16 protein-coding genes are annotated in these 17,779 nt (G+C 61.8%); 7 read left to right on the top strand and 9 right to left on the bottom strand.

What is annotated here, in order from left to right:
* Window positions 1–2 precede the first annotated feature (2 nt).
* On the bottom strand, window positions 3–1,061 hold the full coding sequence (locus BUB23_RS18105; protein ID WP_073105747.1) for a Gfo/Idh/MocA family protein: 1,059 nt from the start codon (window positions 1,059–1,061) through the stop codon (window positions 3–5).
* Complete coding sequence (locus BUB23_RS18100; RefSeq protein ID WP_073105744.1) at window positions 1,055–2,422, bottom strand: UDP-glucose dehydrogenase family protein; 1,368 nt, start codon at window positions 2,420–2,422, stop codon at window positions 1,055–1,057. The genes BUB23_RS18105 and BUB23_RS18100 overlap by 7 nt, the downstream gene beginning before the upstream one ends.
* A gap of 315 nt (window positions 2,423–2,737) precedes the next feature.
* Between BUB23_RS18100 and BUB23_RS18095 the strand changes: the two genes are divergently transcribed.
* Both BUB23_RS18095 and BUB23_RS18090 read left to right on the top strand, forming a co-directional pair.
* Complete coding sequence (locus tag BUB23_RS18095) at window positions 2,738–4,861, top strand: polysaccharide biosynthesis protein (protein WP_084136107.1); 2,124 nt, start codon at window positions 2,738–2,740, stop codon at window positions 4,859–4,861.
* Window positions 4,862–5,053: 192 nt separating this feature from the next.
* Complete coding sequence (locus BUB23_RS18090) at window positions 5,054–5,356, top strand: hypothetical protein (protein ID WP_073105741.1); 303 nt, start codon at window positions 5,054–5,056, stop codon at window positions 5,354–5,356.
* 66 nt (window positions 5,357–5,422) lie between these two features.
* On the opposite strand, the gene serS is transcribed toward BUB23_RS18090, so the two are convergent.
* The 4 genes from serS to BUB23_RS18070 form a co-directional block, all read right to left on the bottom strand.
* Window positions 5,423–6,775, bottom strand: coding sequence for a serine--tRNA ligase (serS, locus tag BUB23_RS18085; protein ID WP_073105739.1), 1,353 nt, complete (start codon window positions 6,773–6,775; stop codon window positions 5,423–5,425).
* Between the two features lie 71 nt (window positions 6,776–6,846).
* Window positions 6,847–8,247 carry a replication-associated recombination protein A gene (locus tag BUB23_RS18080; protein ID WP_073105736.1) on the bottom strand — a complete coding sequence of 467 codons (1,401 nt, stop codon included), beginning with the start codon at window positions 8,245–8,247 and terminating at the stop codon, window positions 6,847–6,849.
* Window positions 8,248–8,322: 75 nt separating this feature from the next.
* Window positions 8,323–8,955, bottom strand: a complete 633-nt coding sequence (gene lolA / locus BUB23_RS18075; protein ID WP_073105734.1) for an outer membrane lipoprotein chaperone LolA — start codon at window positions 8,953–8,955, stop codon at window positions 8,323–8,325.
* Window positions 8,945–11,308 carry a DNA translocase FtsK gene (locus tag BUB23_RS18070; RefSeq protein WP_073105731.1) on the bottom strand — a complete coding sequence of 788 codons (2,364 nt, stop codon included), beginning with the start codon at window positions 11,306–11,308 and terminating at the stop codon, window positions 8,945–8,947. Before BUB23_RS18070 ends, lolA begins: the two co-directional genes overlap by 11 nt.
* A gap of 44 nt (window positions 11,309–11,352) precedes the next feature.
* Here BUB23_RS18070 and trxB point away from each other — a divergent pair, with 44 nt between their 5' ends.
* The 3 genes from trxB to BUB23_RS18055 are packed head-to-tail and all read left to right on the top strand — an operon-like array spanning window position 11,353 to window position 13,594.
* Complete coding sequence (gene trxB / locus BUB23_RS18065; protein ID WP_073105729.1) at window positions 11,353–12,312, top strand: thioredoxin-disulfide reductase; 960 nt, start codon at window positions 11,353–11,355, stop codon at window positions 12,310–12,312.
* Window positions 12,299–13,231, top strand: a complete 933-nt coding sequence (locus BUB23_RS27415; protein ID WP_245801318.1) for a Smr/MutS family protein — start codon at window positions 12,299–12,301, stop codon at window positions 13,229–13,231. Before trxB ends, BUB23_RS27415 begins: the two co-directional genes overlap by 14 nt.
* 33 nt (window positions 13,232–13,264) lie before the next feature.
* On the top strand, window positions 13,265–13,594 hold the full coding sequence (locus BUB23_RS18055; RefSeq protein ID WP_073105726.1) for a DMT family transporter: 330 nt from the start codon (window positions 13,265–13,267) through the stop codon (window positions 13,592–13,594).
* 388 nt (window positions 13,595–13,982) lie between these two features.
* Here BUB23_RS18055 and icd read toward each other — a convergent pair whose 3' ends face one another.
* Window positions 13,983–15,239: an NADP-dependent isocitrate dehydrogenase gene (gene icd / locus BUB23_RS18050; RefSeq protein WP_073105723.1), complete on the bottom strand. Its 1,257-nt coding sequence runs from the start codon at window positions 15,237–15,239 to the stop codon at window positions 13,983–13,985.
* Between the two features lie 199 nt (window positions 15,240–15,438).
* Here icd and BUB23_RS18045 point away from each other — a divergent pair, with 199 nt between their 5' ends.
* Window positions 15,439–15,867 (top strand): DUF1841 family protein, encoded by a 429-nt coding sequence (locus tag BUB23_RS18045; protein WP_073105720.1) that lies wholly within the window; start codon window positions 15,439–15,441, stop codon window positions 15,865–15,867.
* Between the two features lie 150 nt (window positions 15,868–16,017).
* Here the strand turns inward: BUB23_RS18045 and BUB23_RS18040 are convergent, their stop codons facing one another.
* Both BUB23_RS18040 and BUB23_RS18035 read right to left on the bottom strand, forming a co-directional pair.
* On the bottom strand, window positions 16,018–16,380 hold the full coding sequence (locus BUB23_RS18040; RefSeq protein ID WP_073105717.1) for a c-type cytochrome: 363 nt from the start codon (window positions 16,378–16,380) through the stop codon (window positions 16,018–16,020).
* 12 nt (window positions 16,381–16,392) lie between these two features.
* Complete coding sequence (locus tag BUB23_RS18035) at window positions 16,393–16,746, bottom strand: c-type cytochrome (protein WP_073105715.1); 354 nt, start codon at window positions 16,744–16,746, stop codon at window positions 16,393–16,395.
* 142 nt (window positions 16,747–16,888) lie between these two features.
* Between BUB23_RS18035 and BUB23_RS18030 the strand changes: the two genes are divergently transcribed.
* Window positions 16,889–17,761 carry an AAA family ATPase gene (locus tag BUB23_RS18030; RefSeq protein ID WP_073105712.1) on the top strand — a complete coding sequence of 291 codons (873 nt, stop codon included), beginning with the start codon at window positions 16,889–16,891 and terminating at the stop codon, window positions 17,759–17,761.
* The last annotated feature ends 18 nt before the right edge of the window (window positions 17,762–17,779 follow it).

The raw sequence follows: 17,779 nt of genomic DNA, 5'->3' as shown, positions 1-17,779 counted from the left end.
CACTAATTGGCTCCCAGCTTGGAATACTTGGGCCGGAAATGCAGTTTCACCTCGCGGCCGGTTTCGATGGACTCGTAAATGGCATTGATGAGCTCCAGGCTCTTGCGCCCCTCCAGGCCATCGACCAGATGCTGTTTGTGATTCGTGATGCAGTCGACGACATGCCCGTAATAAGCCTGATGGCCAAACCCATATACATTGGGCGGGTTCACCGAGTATTTCTCCATCACCACGGCATCCTCGGGTTCGGGATCGACAAAATTCCAGACCTTCATCTCATTGACGGCGAATCCGCCGATTTCCACCGACCCTTTCTCGCCCAGTATGGATATGGATCCCTCCAGGTCCTTGGGCCTTACCGCGGTAGTGGCCTCGATGCAGCCCAGGGCGCCGTTGCGGAAATGCAGGATCACCACCGCGGTATCCTCGGCCTCGATGTGGACCAGGGCGGTGCGGCTCATGGCGACGACGCTGTCCACTTCTCCCATCATCCATTCGAGCAGATCCACGTGATGGCTGGCCTGGTTCGTCAGGACGCCGCCATCGAGCGCCCACGTGCCGCGCCAGGCATCCTGGTCGTAATAGGCCTGGGGCCGGCACCAGCGCACGCGCACGGTGCCCATCACCAGCTTGCCGAAGCGCCCGCGCTCCAGCGATTCCCGCAGCTTCACCACCGGCACATTGAAGCGGTTCTGCTTCACGACGAACAGCTTGATCCTGGCCCGCTCGCAAACGCGTATCATCTCGTCGGCATCGTCCAGCGTAAGCGCCATGGGTTTTTCCACGACAATATGCTTGCCATAAGGCGCCAGTTCCTTGACATGCCTGGCATGGTGGCCGCTTTCGGTCAGGATCACCACGATGTCTATGTCCACTTCCCGCATCATCCGGTGCATGTCGATGAAGCCGGGGACATTGAATTGTTCGGCCGTGGCCGCGGCGCGCTCTTCGATGATGTCGCAGACCGCCACCAGTTCGGCGCCGTCGATTTGCTTGTTCCCCAGCAATTCGGCATGCCGCTTGGAGATTCGGCCGCAGCCGACCAGTGCGATTTTCAGCATTGTTCCACCCTCTCGAAAACCAGTTCGCGCATCCCGGAAACCCTGCCGATACCGAAATATTCGATGCCTTTCAGGCCATCGTCGTGCAGGTCGAATATGTTGCGCCCGTCGAAAATGATGGGCGTCTTCAATTTCGCTTTGATAGTCTGAAAATCCGGACTCCTGAATTCCTTCCACTCGGTGACGATGATCAAGGCATCCGCGCCGTCCAGCGCCACCATGGGATAGTCGGCGTAGCTGAGCCTGTCGTCGCCGCCGCCGAAGATGCGCCTGGACTCGTCGATCGCGGCGGGATCGTAGGCGACGACGCAAGCGCCCAGGCGTAAAAGCGCGGCAATGATCACGCGGCTGGGGGCTTCGCGCATGTCGTCCGTGTCGGGCTTGAAGGACAGTCCCCACAATGCGAAGCGGCGGCCGGTGAGGTCTTCGCCAAAGCGGGCGACGACTTTATCGACCAGCACGGATTTCTGCCGCTCGTTGGCCTGGTCGACCGCCGCAAGAACCTTCAGCTCTTCGCCCACGCCCGCGGCCGTGCGCAGAAGCGCCTGGATATCCTTGGGGAAGCATGAACCGCCATACCCGCAGCCCGGGTAGAGAAAATGCCAGCCGATGCGAAGGTCTGACCCTATCCCCTGGCGGATGAGCTCGATGTCGGTGCCCAGCTTTTCCGACAGCAGGGCCAGTTCATTCATGAATGAAATCCGCGTGGCCAGCATCGCATTGGCCGCGTATTTGGTCAGCTCCGCCGAGCGGGTGTCCATGATCAGGAGCCGGTCGTGCTTGCGCTGGAAAGGCGCATAGAGCGTGCGCATGATATGAATGGCGTTCTGATCGTCGGACCCTATCACAATGCGGTCCGGGCGCATGAAGTCGTCGATCGCCCCGCCTTCCTTGAGGAACTCGGGGTTGGACACCACGCTGAATTCGATTTCCAGGCCGCGGCGCTCGAGCTCGGCGAGGATGACCGCGTTGACCTTGGCGGCGGTGCCGACCGGCACCGTGCTCTTGTCGACGACCACCTTGTAATCGTTCATGTACTTGCCGACATTGCGGGCGGCCCCCAGCACATACTGGAGATCCGCCGAGCCGTCCTCATCGGCGGGGGTTCCGACCGCGATCAATTGCAGGGTGCCGAATTCCACCGCCCGCCTGACGTCGGTCGTGAAGCGCAATCGGCCGGCTTCCACGTTTCTCTTGATGATCTCGTCGAGCCCAGGTTCATAGATGCATATGCCGCCGGCTTCCAGCAAGGCAATCTTGGCGGGATCGACATCCAGGCAAAGCACATCATTGCCGACGTCCGCCAGGCAAGCGCCTGTCACAAGGCCCACATAGCCGCTCCCAATAACAGTCACCCTCATACATTCATCTCCTGACTCAGTTCGGCCGAAAACACTCGATTCGTGCCCATGCGAGGCATGGCCTTTTTTTAATATATGGATACAGACTTAATGGAATGAATCATAGAGAGGAACAATATGCCGCGACATCCGTTGTACGGATTACGCCGGCCCGACCGTACGGCCTAAGCCGTCTCAGTTCGCGGACTACACCATCTAACGTATGTCGGGGGCCGGCCCCACTCCTTATGATTCTCGTGTCGGAGGTGTTTCCAGACGCTAGTTGCGAAAAAATTTGAGACAGCGCAACGCCAGAAAACGGGAGGGACGGAACTGATGGACTACATCGCTGCCAGCCGCAAGCCTGCGGTGGCGCCGAGCGCCTCCGGCAAGACAAGCACTTTGCGCAAACGGCTGCTGGCCTTGCCCCGCAAGCAGAAACGCCTGCTGCAAATCGTCGTCGACACATGCCTGATATGGTTCGCCCTCTGGCTGGCGTTTTACCTGCGTCTGGATGATTTTTACGGGGCGCAGCCGTTCGGCGGGCATGCCTGGCTGTTTATCGCCGCGCCGCTGTTGACCGTGCCGGTGTTCGTCCGCTTCGGCCTGTATCGGGCCGTCATGCGCTACGTCGGCTACCAGGCGCTGGCCACGATCGCGCTGGCCATCAGCGCATCGGCCGTTCTGCTGGGCCTCGCGATTTTTCTTTACCCCGAGCCGCCCGCCATCATTCCGCGCTCCATCGTGATTATCTACTGGCTGTTAAGCCTGATGTTCATTGCCGGCCTGCGCCTGGCAATGCGGCAATACTTCCGCGGCATGCCTTTCAATTTGCATGCCGGCTCATTCCTTCATGCCAACCCCGGCCCGGGCGCAAAAATGCGCGTGGCTATCTATGGCGCGGGCGATGCCGGCAACCAGTTGCTGATGGCCTTGCGCCTGGGCAATGAACGGCATCCCGTGGCTTTCATCGACGACAATCTCGACTTGTCCGGGCGGGTCATGGCCGGCCTGCCGGTATACGGGCCCGATGACCTGGCGCGCCTGATGAAGGAGAAGAAAGCCCAGGAAGTGCTGTTGGCCATTCCTTCGGCTTCCCGCGCCCGGCGCGCGGAGATCGTCAATCTCCTGGCTCCCTACCCTTTCAGCGTCCGCACGGTTCCGGGCTTCATGGACTTGGCCAGCGGCCGCGTCCAGGTCCAGGATCTGCGCGAAGTGGGCATCTCGGACTTGCTGGGGCGCGACCCCGTCCAGCCCGACAGGCAGCTTTTTGAACGCTGCATACGCGGCCAGGTGGTCATGGTGACGGGCGCGGGCGGCTCGATAGGCGCGGAATTGTGCCGCCAGATAGTGCAGAGCGAACCCCGCACGCTGATACTCTTTGAACAGGGCGAATTCAATCTGTACAGCGTCCAGGGCGAACTCGAAGCCTATATACGCTATGCGGGCCTGGATATACGCGTCATACCGGTGCTCAGCTCGGTGCGCAACCAGGAACGCCTGTTCGACGTGATGTCGATATGGCAAGTCGACACCGTCTACCATGCCGCCGCGTACAAGCACGTGCCCATGGTGGAGCGCAATATCGCCGAGGGCGTCATCAATAATATTTTCGGCACCCTGTACTCGGCCCAGGCCGCGATCAGGGCGGGCGTCGGCAATTTCGTGCTGATCTCGACGGACAAGGCCGTGCGCCCGACGAATGTCATGGGAGGCACCAAGCGCCTGGCCGAACTCGTGCTGCAGGCCCTGGCATGCGAATCCATGCCCCGCCTTTACGGCAGCGCCGGCGAGCAGCCCATGCCGAATCGCACGCGCTTCACCATGGTGCGCTTCGGCAATGTGCTGGGATCGTCCGGTTCGGTGATTCCGCTCTTTCGCCAGCAGATACGCGCCGGCGGGCCGGTAACCGTCACCCATCCCGAGATCACGCGCTATTTCATGACGATACCCGAAGCGGCCCAGTTGGTGATCCAGGCGGGCGCAATGGGGCTGGGCGGGGACGTGTTCGTGCTGGATATGGGCGAGCCGGTAAAAATCGCCGACCTGGCAAAGAAAATGATCTTGCTTTCGGGCTTGAGCGTACGCAGCGCCCAGAACCCGGAGGGAGACATCGCGATCGATTTCGTCGGATTGCGGCCCGGCGAAAAACTCTACGAAGAACTGCTGATCGGCGACAACGTGAGCCCGACCGAACATCCGATGATCATGCGCGCCAATGAAAAACGGATCGAATGGGAGCGCCTCAAGTCGGCCTTGGCCGAGCTCGGCAATGCCGTCAAGTACGACAACTATCCACGCATACGCGAGCTGTTCCTGGAACTGGTCGATGGCTTTCAGCCCGACGAAGAAATGGTGGACTGGATTCACCTGCAGCAGGCCGCCGCCAGCATGCTCGCCGGCGCGGCCCAGCGCCGGGCGCCCTCGCTGCGCTCCGAAATCGCCCGCTTCGAGGTATGAATGGCGCCCATGGGCGGTATTTACCCCTAGCCGGCATGTAATATAATCCAGACAGAAGTTATGAAACGTAAGCGCCCTGCGCCTTGGGCCGGGAATTGTTGCGTTTTGATGCGCTTTGGCCCTCGCGGCTAACAGTTGTGAAACCGGAAGCCGGACACAATAGCCCCATCAGACTAACGATAAGGTGCTGACATGAAACGACTGTTATTAGCGGCTGCGGCCGGATTGGCGATGCTGGGTTCGACAGCCGCCATGGCGCGGGTGAATGTCGACATTTCGGTCGGAGTGCCCGGAGTGATATACAGCACGCCGGATTACTATTATCCGCCCGTCAGGTATGTGGCGCCGCCGCGCGTGATCATCGTGCCCGAGCGCCGCTACCGGCCGGTGTATGGCCCGCGCTATTACCGCGAAGGCTACCGCGAAGCCCGGTACGACAGGAACTATTACAAGCAGGGAAACCGCCACCATGATCGCGGCCATCGGGGCCGCTGAGCTGCCCAGGGCAGCGCCAGCAGGAAAAAAAGCCGCAATCCGCGGCTTTTTTCATGCCCGCCGGCTTTACGCCGACAGCGCCGCGACGCCGCCCATGTACGGGCGCAAGGCCTCGGGAACGACGACGCTGCCGTCTTCCTGCTGATAATTTTCCAGCACGGCCACCAGGGCGCGGCCCACGGCCAGGCCCGACCCGTTGAGGGTGTGCAGGTATTCCGGCTTGCCTTTGTCGGCGCGGTAGCGCGCCTGCATGCGGCGCGCCTGGAAAGCTTCGCAGTTGGACACCGAGGATATCTCGCGCCAGGTGTTTTGCGCCGGCAGCCAGACCTCGAGATCGTAGGTCTTGGTCGCGCCAAAACCCATGTCGCCGCCGCACAGCAGCACCACGCGGTAGGGCACGCCCAGGCGCTGCAGCACGGCTTCGGCGTGGCCCACCATTTCCTCCAGCGTGTCGTAGGAGGTTTCCGGGTGCACGATCTGCACCATCTCGACCTTGTCGAACTGATGCTGGCGTATCATGCCGCGCGTATCGCGCCCGCCGCTGCCGGCCTCGGAACGAAAGCACGGCGTGTGCGCGGTCAATTTGAGCGGCAGGTCCTGCTGCGCGACTATGGTGTCGCGCACCGACCCGGCCAGCGTGATTTCCGAGGTGGAGATCAGGTAAAGGTCTTCGCTGGCGACCAGATTGCCCTGCTCGTCCCGGCCGGGCTCGTCGTCCTGGCCGCCCTTGGTCACCCAGAACATATCGTCCTTGAACTTGGGCAACTGGCCCGTGCCGAAAAGCGTCGAGCTGTTGACGATATAAGGCGTGTAGCATTCCTGGTAGCCGTGTTCCGTGGTCTGCAGATCCAGCATGAACTGCGCCAGGGCCCGGTGCAGGCGGGCAATGGGCCCGCGCAGCATCATGAAGCGGGCGCCGGACAATTTGCGGGCGGTTTCGAAATCCAGGCCTATGGGCTCGCCCAGGCTGACGTGGTCTTTCGCTTCAAAGGCGAACGGCCGCGGGTCGCCATGGGCATCGGCCTGCACATGGGCGGGCAGCCAGCGCCGGACCTCGACATTGTCGTCGCTGGACGCGCCGGCCGGCACGCTGGCATGCGGCAGATTGGGCAGGGTCATCAGCCAATCATTGAGTTCACCCTGCACGGCGGCCAGATCGAGCTCCAGCTCCTTGAGGCGCGCGGGAATGTCCTGCGATTCGGCCATTTCCTTGCTGGCGTCTTCGCCCCTGGACTTCAACTGGCCTATCAGTTTGGATACGGCATTGCGCCGCGCCTGCAGGGTCTCGGTTTCCACTTGCAGCGATTTGCGGCGCGCTTCGAGCTGGCTGAAGCGCTCCGTGTCGAACGAAACTCCGCGTATGGCCAAGGCCTTGACGACCGAGGGCAGGTCTTTGCGCAACTGATTGGGGTCTAACATAATTAACCAGAAATAAATGGATGATGGGAATGATAGTAGGCCGGGCTGGCGGCAAGGGCGCGTAATCCGGCCTATTCCGACCCGCCCGATTTGCTTTGCTTGTCGAGCGTCCTCAAGAAGGCCAGCTTCTCGGAGATTTTACCCTCAAGGCCGCGGTCGGTCGGCTTGTAGAAATTCGCGCGCATGCCGTCCGGGAAGTAGTTTTCGCCGGCGGCATAGCCATGCGGCTCGTCATGCGCGTAGCGATAAGCCCGGCCATGGCCCAGTTCCTTCATGAGCTTGGTCGGCGCGTTGCGCAGATGCGCGGGCACCGGAGCGCTGCCGTTTTCCTGCACATAGCGGCGGGCGGCGTTGTAGGCGTTGTATACCGCATTGGACTTGGCCGCGCAGGCCATATACACCACCGCCTGGGCCAGGGCCAGCTCGCCCTCGGGCGAACCCAGGCGCTCATAAATGTCGGCGCCGTTGAGGGCCAGCTCGGTCGCCCTGGGATCGGCCAGCCCTATGTCCTCCACGGCCATGCGCACGATGCGCCGCGACAGATAGCGCGGATCGGCGCCGCCATCGAGCATGCGCACAAACCAGTACAAAGAGGCGTCGGGGTCCGAACCGCGCACCGACTTGTGCAATGCGCTGATCTGGTCGTAAAAGGCGTCGCCGCCCTTGTCGAAGCGCCGCAGATCCTGCGACAGCGAGGTTTCGAGCCAGGCGGCGTCGACCAGGCTGCGCCCTGCGCCGCGGGCCGATTCGGCCACGACTTCCATGGCATTGATGACGCGCCGCGCGTCGCCGTCCGCCCAGCGGGCCAGTTGCTCGCGCGCGGCCGGGTCGAACTGCAGGACGCCGCCATCGTCGGCGGCGGAGGCGGAGGCGGCCGGGTCCGCCGACGGATCGGCCCGCGGCCGCGCGTCCTGGTTGAGGATGACGATGGCGCGATCGATCAGTTGCTGCAATTCTTCGACCGACAAGGATTGCAGCACATACACACGCGCACGCGAGAGCAGCGCCGAATTGACCTCGAAGGACGGATTCTCGGTCGTGGCGCCGATAAAGGTGAACAAGCCGCTTTCCACATAGGGCAGGAAGGCGTCCTGCTGGGCCTTGTTGAAACGGTGCACCTCGTCGACGAACAGGATGGTGCGCCGGCCCTGCCCTTGCGCCACCTGGGCGGAAACCACGGCCTCGCGGATGTCTTTCACGCCGCCCAGCACCGCCGACATGGCGAGGAACTGCGCGTCGAAGCCAGCCGCCATCAGGCGCGCCAGCGTGGTCTTGCCCACGCCGGGCGGCCCCCAGAAAATCATGGAATGCGGGCGGCCGGATTCGAACGCCACGCGCAGGGGCTTGCCCGGGCCCAGCAAGTGGGCCTGGCCGACGACCTCGTCCAGCGTGCGTGGGCGCATGCGCTCGGCCAAAGGCGCATAAGCGGAGGCATGGGCCGAAGAACTGAATAAATCCTGGGAGCTCATCATGAAACTATTCCAAACGCCTTGTGCTGGCGACCCGCCGGCCGGGCCCCGGCCAGCCATTGCTGGCAGACCGCAATGCTATTGCATTTTGACCACATCGACGCCCTTGGGGGGGACGAACCTGAATTCGCCCGACGCCAGATCGGGATTGGCCGCGATATGGCTGAGCTCGATGCGCGTGGTCTGGCCGAAGGAATCCAGCAGTTCCAGCCGCGCGGGCAGATTGCCTTGAAAACCGATATCCACATGCGTAAAGCCCGCGTCGGCGCTGCGCGGCGTGGCGCGCAACCAGTCCAGCCCATCCTTGCCGGGCAGGGCCGCGATCGAGAAAGCCTCGTCCAGCGAGCCCGAACCAAACAATATGGCGGCTGGCGAAGCGCCTATGGACTGGTCCACCTTGCGCTCGGTCACCTGGGCCAGATCAGGGTCGTACTGGTACACCAGCTTGCCGTCGGATACGATCAATTGTTCGTAAGGCTTTTTGACGGCCCATTTGAACTGGCCGGGGCGCTTGAACGAAAATTCGCCCGACTGGGGACGCTTGCCCTCGCCCTTGGCGCCTATGGTCTGCTGGGTGAACTGGCCCGTGCCCGAATTCACCTTGGCGGCGAAGTCGCGCAATTGCGCCGGCGCATCGGCCGGCCAGGCCGACAAGGGGCCGGCCGCCAGCAGCGCCGCCAGGAACACCCGGGCCGCCTGTTTAATCTTCATTGGACGCATTCCCCGCTGGAGACAGAATTTCACGATTGCCATTGGACTGCATGGCCGAGACCAGGCCGGCCTGCTCCATTTGTTCCAGCAAACGGGCCGCCCGGTTGTAGCCGATGCGCAAATGGCGCTGGACCGAAGAAATGGAAGCCCGCCGGTTCTTGAGGATGACTTCGACCGCCTGGTCGTAGAGCGGATCCGATTCCGCGTCGGCGAAACCCGTCACGCCGCCCAGGCCATCGCCGGTCTCGCCCTCGAGCGCGCCTTCAAGCAGGCCTTCGATATAGTTGGGCTCGCCTTGCTGCTTGAGGGACTCCACCACGCGGTGGACTTCGTCGTCGTGCACGAACGCGCCATGCACGCGGGTGGGGAAACCGGAGCCGGGCGGCAGATAAAGCATGTCGCCCTGCCCCAGCAAGGCTTCCGCGCCCATCTGGTCGAGAATGGTGCGGGAATCGATCTTCGACGAAACCTGGAAGGCAATGCGGGTGGGAATATTGGCCTTGATCAGGCCCGTGATCACATCGACGCTGGGCCGCTGGGTCGCCAATATCAGGTGGATGCCGGCCGCCCGGGCCTTCTGGGCCAGGCGCGCAATGAGCTCTTCGATTTTCTTGCCCACCACCATCATCAGGTCGGCCAGCTCATCGATCACGACCACGATCATGGGCAATGTCGACAGGGGCTCGGGCGCATCGGGCGTCAGCGAGAACGGATTGGGGATGGGTTCTTCGCGCTTTATGGCTTCGCGGATCTTGGTGTTGTAGCCGGCCAGGTTGCGCACCCCCATTTTGCTCATCAGGCGATAGCGCTTTTCCATTTCCCCCACGCACCAGTTCAGGGCGTTGGCCGCATGGCGCATGTCGGTCACCACCGGCGCCAGCAAATGCGGGATGCCTTCGTAGACGCTCATTTCGAGCATTTTCGGATCGATGAGGATCAGGCGCACCTGGGTCGCGTCGGCCTTGTACAGCAAGGACAGGATCATGGCGTTGATGCCCACCGACTTGCCCGACCCGGTAGTTCCGGCCACCAGCAGGTGAGGCATCTTGGCTAGGTCGGCCACGACCGGGTTGCCGGCAATGTCCTTGCCCAGCGCCATGGTCAGCATGGAAGCGCCGGCATGGTAGGTCTGCGAACCGATGATTTCGGACAGCTTGACCATCTGCCGCTTGGCATTGGGCAGCTCCAGTCCCATCAGGTTCTTGCCCGGTATGGTTTCGACCACCCGGATGCTGACCAGGCTCAGGGCGCGGGCCAGGTCCTTGGCCAGATTGACGATCTGGCTGCCCTTTACACCCGTGGCCGGCTCGATCTCGTAGCGCGTAATCACCGGGCCGGCCTGCGCCGATACGACCACCGCCTTGACGCCGAAGTCGGACAGCTTTTTCTCGATCAGCCGCGAGGTGAATTCTATGGTTTCCGGCGACACGGTTTCGGGATGTTCGACCGGCATGTCCAAGAGGCTGATGGCGGGCAGGTCGCCCGAGCCGCCGGATTCGATCGGGGCGGTGAACAGCGCTTTCTGCTTTTCCTTTTCGACCCTCGGCGATTTGGGCACGGAGGTGATGGCCGGCTCTATGCGCACCGGCTGCTCGTGCACGAGCTGCTCCTGCTTGGCGACCACGAGTTCATCGCGTTCGGCCTTTTTGGCCTCGCCCACCCGGCGGTCTTCGCGCGCGGCTTTCAGCTCGAACAGGCGGCGCACGGCTTTTTCGATGGCCGAGCCGACCCGTTCGGACAAATGCAGCCAGGAAAACCCGAAGAACAGGCTGGCGCCCACGGCGGCGAACACCAGCAGCAGCAGGGTGCAGCCCGTCGTTCCCAGCGACAGGGACATCAGGTGGGCGAGCAATTTGCCCAATTGACCGCCGGCGCCCGCCGGCAATTCGGCGGCGGCGCCGAATTGCTTCAGCTGCAATGCTTCGATGCCCATGATGCCCACGAACATCAGGATAAACCCGACGCCGACCTCCCAATGCACGCGCGGCAAGGATTCCGGCTGGGATTTAGGCAGCAGGACGCTGGTCAGCCGGTAAAAGCCCACCGCGACGCGCTGCGCCAGCAGCACGACCCATAGCCAGGCCGAATAGCCGAACAGGAAGAGCAGGAAGTCGGAGATATGCGCGCCCAGCGTGCCGCCACGGTTCAGCGTGGCGGTGGCATGGACCGAATGCGACCAGGCGGGGTCGGCGGGATCCCAACTGGCCAGGACCAGGCCGAGCCAGGCCGCGAGGGCCGCAAAGACGATCCAGCGCGCTTCGCGCAGCAAGCCTGACAGCCGGGACTGCAGGGGAGAAGGCCCGTTGCGCACGTTGCGCGAGGAGCGTGGGGAGGTAGCAGGTAATCTAGCCATAGACTCATTATAATTGGCTGTTCATGTTTTTCGGATTTTCTGTAATGACGACTCCCAAGCACGCCAAAGTCCTGATTCTGGGTTCAGGCCCAGCCGGCTACAGCGCCGCCGTATATGCGGCGCGCGCCAACTTGAATCCCGTACTGGTTACCGGACTGGAACAAGGAGGCCAGCTGATGACGACCACCGACGTGGACAACTGGCCCGCCGATGCGCAAGGAGTGCAGGGTCCCGACCTGATGCAGCGCTTTCAGGCGCATGCCGAGCGTTTCAACACCGAGATGGTATTCGATCATATCGCGAGCGTCGACCTTTCCAAGCGCCCCTACACCCTCACCGGCGACACCGGCGCCCAATACACCTGCGACGCGCTGATCATCGCCACGGGGGCCTCGGCCCAGTACCTGGGCCTGCCGACCGAGCAAAGCTTCATGGGCCGCGGGGTTTCCGGCTGCGCCACCTGCGATGGCTTTTTCTACAAGAATCAAGACGTTATCGTGGTCGGCGGGGGCAACACCGCGGTCGAAGAGGCCCTCTATCTGTCCAATATCTGCCGCACTGTAACATTGGTGCACCGCCGCGACAAGTTCCGTTCGGAACCTATCATCCTGGACAAGCTGATGGAAAAAGTTGCCAACGGTAACATCAAACTGAAGCTTTTCTACGAACTCGATGAAGTCCTGGGCGACCAATCGGGCGTTACCGGCGCGCGTTTGCGCAACAACCAGACCGGCAATACCGAAGACCTGGCGGTCACCGGCGTCTTCATCGCCATAGGCCACAAGCCCAATACCGGCATATTCGAAGGCCAGCTCGACATGGCCAACGGCTATATCATTACCAAGGGCGGCCTCAACGGCATGGCCACCATGACGTCGATACCAGGGGTGTTTGCCGCCGGGGACGTGCAGGACCATGTCTATCGCCAGGCCATCACCAGCGCCGGCACCGGCTGCATGGCCGCACTGGACGCGCAGCGGTGGCTGGAGAATGCGGGCGAGTAAAGCCGGGCGCAGCGGCGGCCATGCCGGCACGCTCGCCGATCTGAAGCGCCTGCGCAAAAAATCGGAAGCGGCTGCGAGCCCGCCCTCCCCGCCTGGCGGCGGCGCAGGCGCCATCCCGGCCCCGAACCAATCCCCAGCGCGCCGAACGCGCCAGCCAGTTGAAAGCTTGGCGGCGGCCAAGCTCGACGAAGCCGCCTTGTCGCGCGAACGCGCGCCGGCCCGGTCGACGCGCCTGTCACAGCAATTTGCCGGACTGGGCCGCATGCTTTCTTCCGCCAGGGAAAGCGCCGGCCCCTGCGCCGCCGATGCGCCTAAGGGGGCGCAAACGCGCATGCCTGATGCGAACGCCCGCGCCGGGGCGCCGGCGCCCGCCATCACCGCGCAGGACCAGGCGCTCTTCCGGCGGGCGGTCAAAAGTGCGCAGCCTATCAAGGACACCCGCAGGGCCATCCTGCCCCCGCCGCCCCGCGCCTCCGGCGCCGTATTGCGCGAGCGGCGGGAACGCGCCGTGGGCGCCGAACCCGGCAGGCCGCCCCAGACGTCCGACCAGTACAGCCCCGCGGGGATAGACCATGACGGCGCGAGCTTCGTGCGCCGGGGGCATGGGCCGGATCTTGCCAAGGGCCTGAAGCGCGGAAAATGGCCCATAGGAGCAAGCCTGGACCTGCATGGCAACACACTGGAAGAAGCCCGCGACCGGCTCGACCATTTCCTGCAGTCCTGCCTGACCCACCAGATCAAATGCGTGCGCATCGTGCATGGCAAAGGCTATGGCTCCAAAGACGGAGAACCAGTCCTGAAGCAAACGGTGCGGCGCTGGCTCACCCAGATGGCGGATGTCCTGGCCTATGCGGAATGCCCGGAGCAGGATGGCGGCTCTGGCGCGGTGCAAGTATTGCTGCGCACCGGCCGCCCATGAACCGCCATACGACCAGAAACCAAAAGGATTGAGATGAGCTGGCTTTATCTGGCTATTGCGATAGCCGCCGAAATCGTCGCCACCACGGCCTTGAAGGCGTCGGAAGGTTTTACCCGCCTTTATCCCACGCTCATCACCATAACCGGCTACCTGCTGGCCTTCTATTGCCTGGCGCTTACCCTGCGGGTCATCCCGGTAGGCATTGCCTATGCGGTCTGGTCGGGCGCGGGCATAGTCGCCATTTCGCTGATAGGCTATCTCATGTTCAAGCAGACGCTCGATACGGCGGCCCTGATAGGCATAGGAATGATAGTGGCCGGGGTGGTGGTGCTGAATGTATTTTCGAAGTCGGCCATGCATTGACGGCGCACGGCGCCGAGCCGCGGAATGGCCGGCGCATGACAAAGGCCGGCAATGATATTGCCGGCCTTTGTACTTTTATATTTTTTATGGGACCTGCTACTTTCTTATGTACCGATTTATCGGCTTTGCCCATGCAGGGCTTTGTCTCCTCACCTGCATGGAACGCATTGTGCATGAATTTGCATAAGCTAACACTTAGGGAATGCACTATGTTAATGCCGATTTCGTACATTTTGGGGCATGGGCAGCCATTTTGGTGCATTGCACAATCCAGCATATCGGGAAAAAGCATCGCCGATAGCACCATACCGGACGACCAACATCAAAAACCCGCAAGCCTTGCAGCTCGCGGGTTTTCGTAGACTACCGTGTACCACGGTGGACAGTCTTACATGTTTTCGATCATCACCTGGCCAAAGCCCGAGCACGATACCTGCGTCGCGCCTTCCAGCAGACGCGCGAAGTCATAGGTGACTTTCTTGGAAAGGATGGATTTTTCCATGCTGGAGATGATCAAGTCGGCAGCTTCGGTCCAGCCCATGTGGCGCAGCATCATTTCGGCGGAAAGGATTTCGGAACCTGGGTTCACGTAGTCTTTGCCGGCGTATTTGGGGGCCGTCCCGTGCGTGGCTTCGAACATGGCGATCGAGTCGGACAAGTTGGCGCCCGGGGCGATGCCGATACCGCCGACCTGCGCGGCCAGCGCGTCGGAGACATAGTCGCCGTTGAGGTTCAGCGTGGCGATAACCTCGTATTCGGCGGGACGCAGCAGGATTTGCTGCAGGAAGGCGTCGGCGATGACGTCCTTGACCGTGATTTCGCGGCCCGTCTTGGGATTCTTGAATTTACACCATGGGCCGCCGTCGATCAGCTGGGCGCCGAATTCTTTCTGGGCCAGTTCGTAGCCCCAGTCGCGGAAGCCGCCTTCCGTGAACTTCATGATGTTGCCCTTGTGCACCAGGGTGACCGACGATTTGTCGTTGTCGATGGCGTACTGGATGGCCTTGCGCACCAGGCGCTGCGTGCCTTCGCGCGACACGGGCTTGATGCCGATGCCGGAAGTGTCGGGGAAGCGGATCTTGGTGACGCCCAGTTCGTTCTGCAGGAAGGCGATAAGCTTCTTGGCATTGGCGCTTTCGGCTTCGAACTCTACCCCGGCGTAGATGTCCTCCGAGTTTTCACGGAAGATGACCATATTGGTTTTTTCGGGCTCTTTCACGGGCGAAGGAACGCCCTTGAAATACTGGATGGGACGCAGGCAGACATACAGATCCAGCTGCTGGCGCAGCGCCACGTTGAGCGAACGAATTCCGCCGCCGACGGGCGTGGTCAAGGGCCCCTTGATGGAAACGACGTAGTCCTTCACGGCATCCAGGGTCTCTTCGGGCAACCAGACATCAGGGCCGTAGACTTTGGTGGCTTTTTCGCCGGCGTACACTTCCATCCAGTGGATTTTGCGCTTGCCCTGGTATGCCTTGGCAACGGCAGCATCGACAACCTTGAGCATGACGGGCGTAATGTCGCCGCCGGTGCCATCGCCTTCAATGAAGGGCAGGATGGGCTCGTCGGGAACGTTGAGCGAAAAATCGGCATTGACCGTGATTTTTTGGCCCGCTGCGGGGACCTTGATGTGCTGATAGGACATGGATGCTCCAGTTGTGCTCCATAAGGAGTGAAAATCGGGGTAAACAAAAGTAAAACCGTGCAGTCTTATATAAGAGTAGTTTAGCCTAATTTGCGATCTGGTTTTAACCTTTAAGCATACAGCTTCCGGCAGCGGTGTCCAAGAGGCCTTAAAATGAATGTTTTACTGAACACTGTGGCGGCCTGCCACAGGATTGCTTATGTTTAATCCATCGCGCGATCAGGTGCGGCAGTTCTTCACCGAGGCGTGGACCAAGCGCAAGGCGGCCGGCGTGCTGACGCCCCTCGAAACAATGGCCGCCGATCTGGTCGAGCTGCACCCGGAATACCATGCCGATCTGGAAAATCCGGACAACGCGCAGGCCGATTTTCCGGTCGAGCAAGGCCGCGCCAATCCCTTCCTGCATTTGTCCATGCACCTGGCCATCAATGAGCAATTGTCGGTGGACCAGCCGCCCGGCATCAAGGCGGCCTTCCAGGGCCTGCTCGCCACGCGCGGCGCCCACGATGCGGCGCATATCATCATGGAAGCCTTGGGCGAAGTCATCTGGGAAGCGCAGCGCCTGGGCACGCCGTTCGATAGCGACAAATACCTGGAATTGATACGGCGCCACGCCACGCGGAATTAAGCTCGCGGCCCGCATGCCGCTCGGGGGCGCTTTTTGCCTTGGTCGGCCCTGCGGCAAAAAAGAAGGGCGCCCCCGAAGAGACGCCCGTGCAGGCAAGTGCGCGGATCGGGTCTGCCCATGGAAGGCGCGACCCGACGGCGGCTCAAGCCACTACTTGCGCACCGCCAATGGCGACGGCAGGCTGGAGAGCCAGGCGGCGATATTGGCGATGTCGGCGGGCGACAGTTGCGCCACCATGGCGCCCATGATGGCGTTCTTGCGGATATTGGCGGTTGCCGGCGCGCCCGAGGCGCCGCGCTTGTAGGCGCCCAGCGCATGCCGCAGATAGTCTTCGTGCTGGCCGGCCAGCACCGGGTATGAAGCCATGACCGAAGTCTTGGCGTCGGCGCCGTGGCAAGAGGCACAGGTGTATTTGTCGAAGGCGGCCTTGCCGGCGGCGAGGTCGGCGGCAAAAGCGCCGGAAGCGAATGCGAACATGGCGCAGGCCGCCAGAGCGAGTGAGATTTTTTTCATGCTGGCCCCCGATTATTTAAGGCTGGAATAGTAGGCGGCCAGATCGGCCATGTCCTGCGGCGACAGGCTTTGCGCGATGGCTTCCATGGTGGGGAAGGAGCGCGACCCGCTGGCGTATTCCTTCAACGCGGCGACGATGTAATCGGCGTTCTGGCCGGCGATCATGGGCACGTGATAAACCTCGGGGAAACTCGCCTTGTAGCCGGGGATGCCGTGGCAACCTATGCACATGGAAGTTTTCGCTTGCGCGGCTTTGGCGTCGCCCACGGGCGCGGCGTCCGCCGCAAGGGCTTGGCCCGTCGTCACACAGGAAGCCATAACGGCCAGCGCAGCAAAAGTGCGCGTCAGGGGGGTTCGCAGCTTCATAATAGCTCTTGTTAGGCAGTGAATAATAGTTGATTAATGTCAAACAACCAACGAAAAATGAAGATTGTACGATAATTGAAGCACGCCATACATGAATGCCCTTTAACTTGGCAATACTGACTGCAAATACGGAACCAGATAAATGACCTCTGCCGCCCCTGCTTTACCTTCCGAGCGCTTCACCGGTACCGAGCGCTATGTCGCCACCGATGACCTGAAGCTGGCCGTCAATGCCGCATTGACGCTGCAGCGTCCCTTGCTGATCAAGGGCGAGCCCGGCACCGGCAAGACCATGCTGGCCGAGGAAGTCGCGGCGGCGCTCAACCGCCCGCTGCTCCAATGGCACATCAAGTCCACGACCAAGGCGCACCAGGGGCTGTACGAATACGATGCCGTCTCGCGGCTGCGCGATTCGCAACTGGGCGACGAGAAGGTGCGCGACATCGGCAACTACATCGTCAAAGGCACGCTGTGGCAAGCCTTCGAGGCCAACGAGCCCGTCGTGATGCTGATCGACGAAATCGACAAGGCCGATATCGAATTCCCCAACGACCTGCTGCGCGAGCTGGACCGCATGGAATTCCATGTGTACGAAACCCGCCAGACCGTGCAGGCCAAGCACCGGCCGCTGATCATCATCACGTCCAACAACGAAAAAGACCTGCCCGACGCTTTTTTGCGCCGCTGCTTTTTCCATTACATCAGCTTCCCGGACCGGGCCACCATGCAGGAAATCGTGGCGGTCCATTATCCCAGCATCAAGGAAGACGTGCTGCGCGCGGCGCTGGATACCTTCTTTGCCCTGCGCGAAGCGCCGGGCCTGAAGAAAAAGCCGTCCACGTCCGAATTCCTGGATTGGCTGCGGCTGCTGCTGAACGAAGCCATATCGGCCAAGGATATCAGCAGCACGACAGGCGATTTGCCCTTGATGGCCGGCGCCCTGCTCAAGAATGAGCAGGACCTCACCCTGCTGCAGCGCCTGGCCGCCATGACCCGGGTGAGCCAGCGCCGCTAGGGCGATTCCATCAGTCGG

It is taken from the genome of Pollutimonas bauzanensis (assembly GCF_900129885.1).
Classification (GTDB): Bacteria; Pseudomonadota; Gammaproteobacteria; order Burkholderiales; family Burkholderiaceae_B; genus Pollutimonas; species Pollutimonas bauzanensis.
This window is presented reverse-complemented; position numbering and strand designations above follow the sequence as displayed.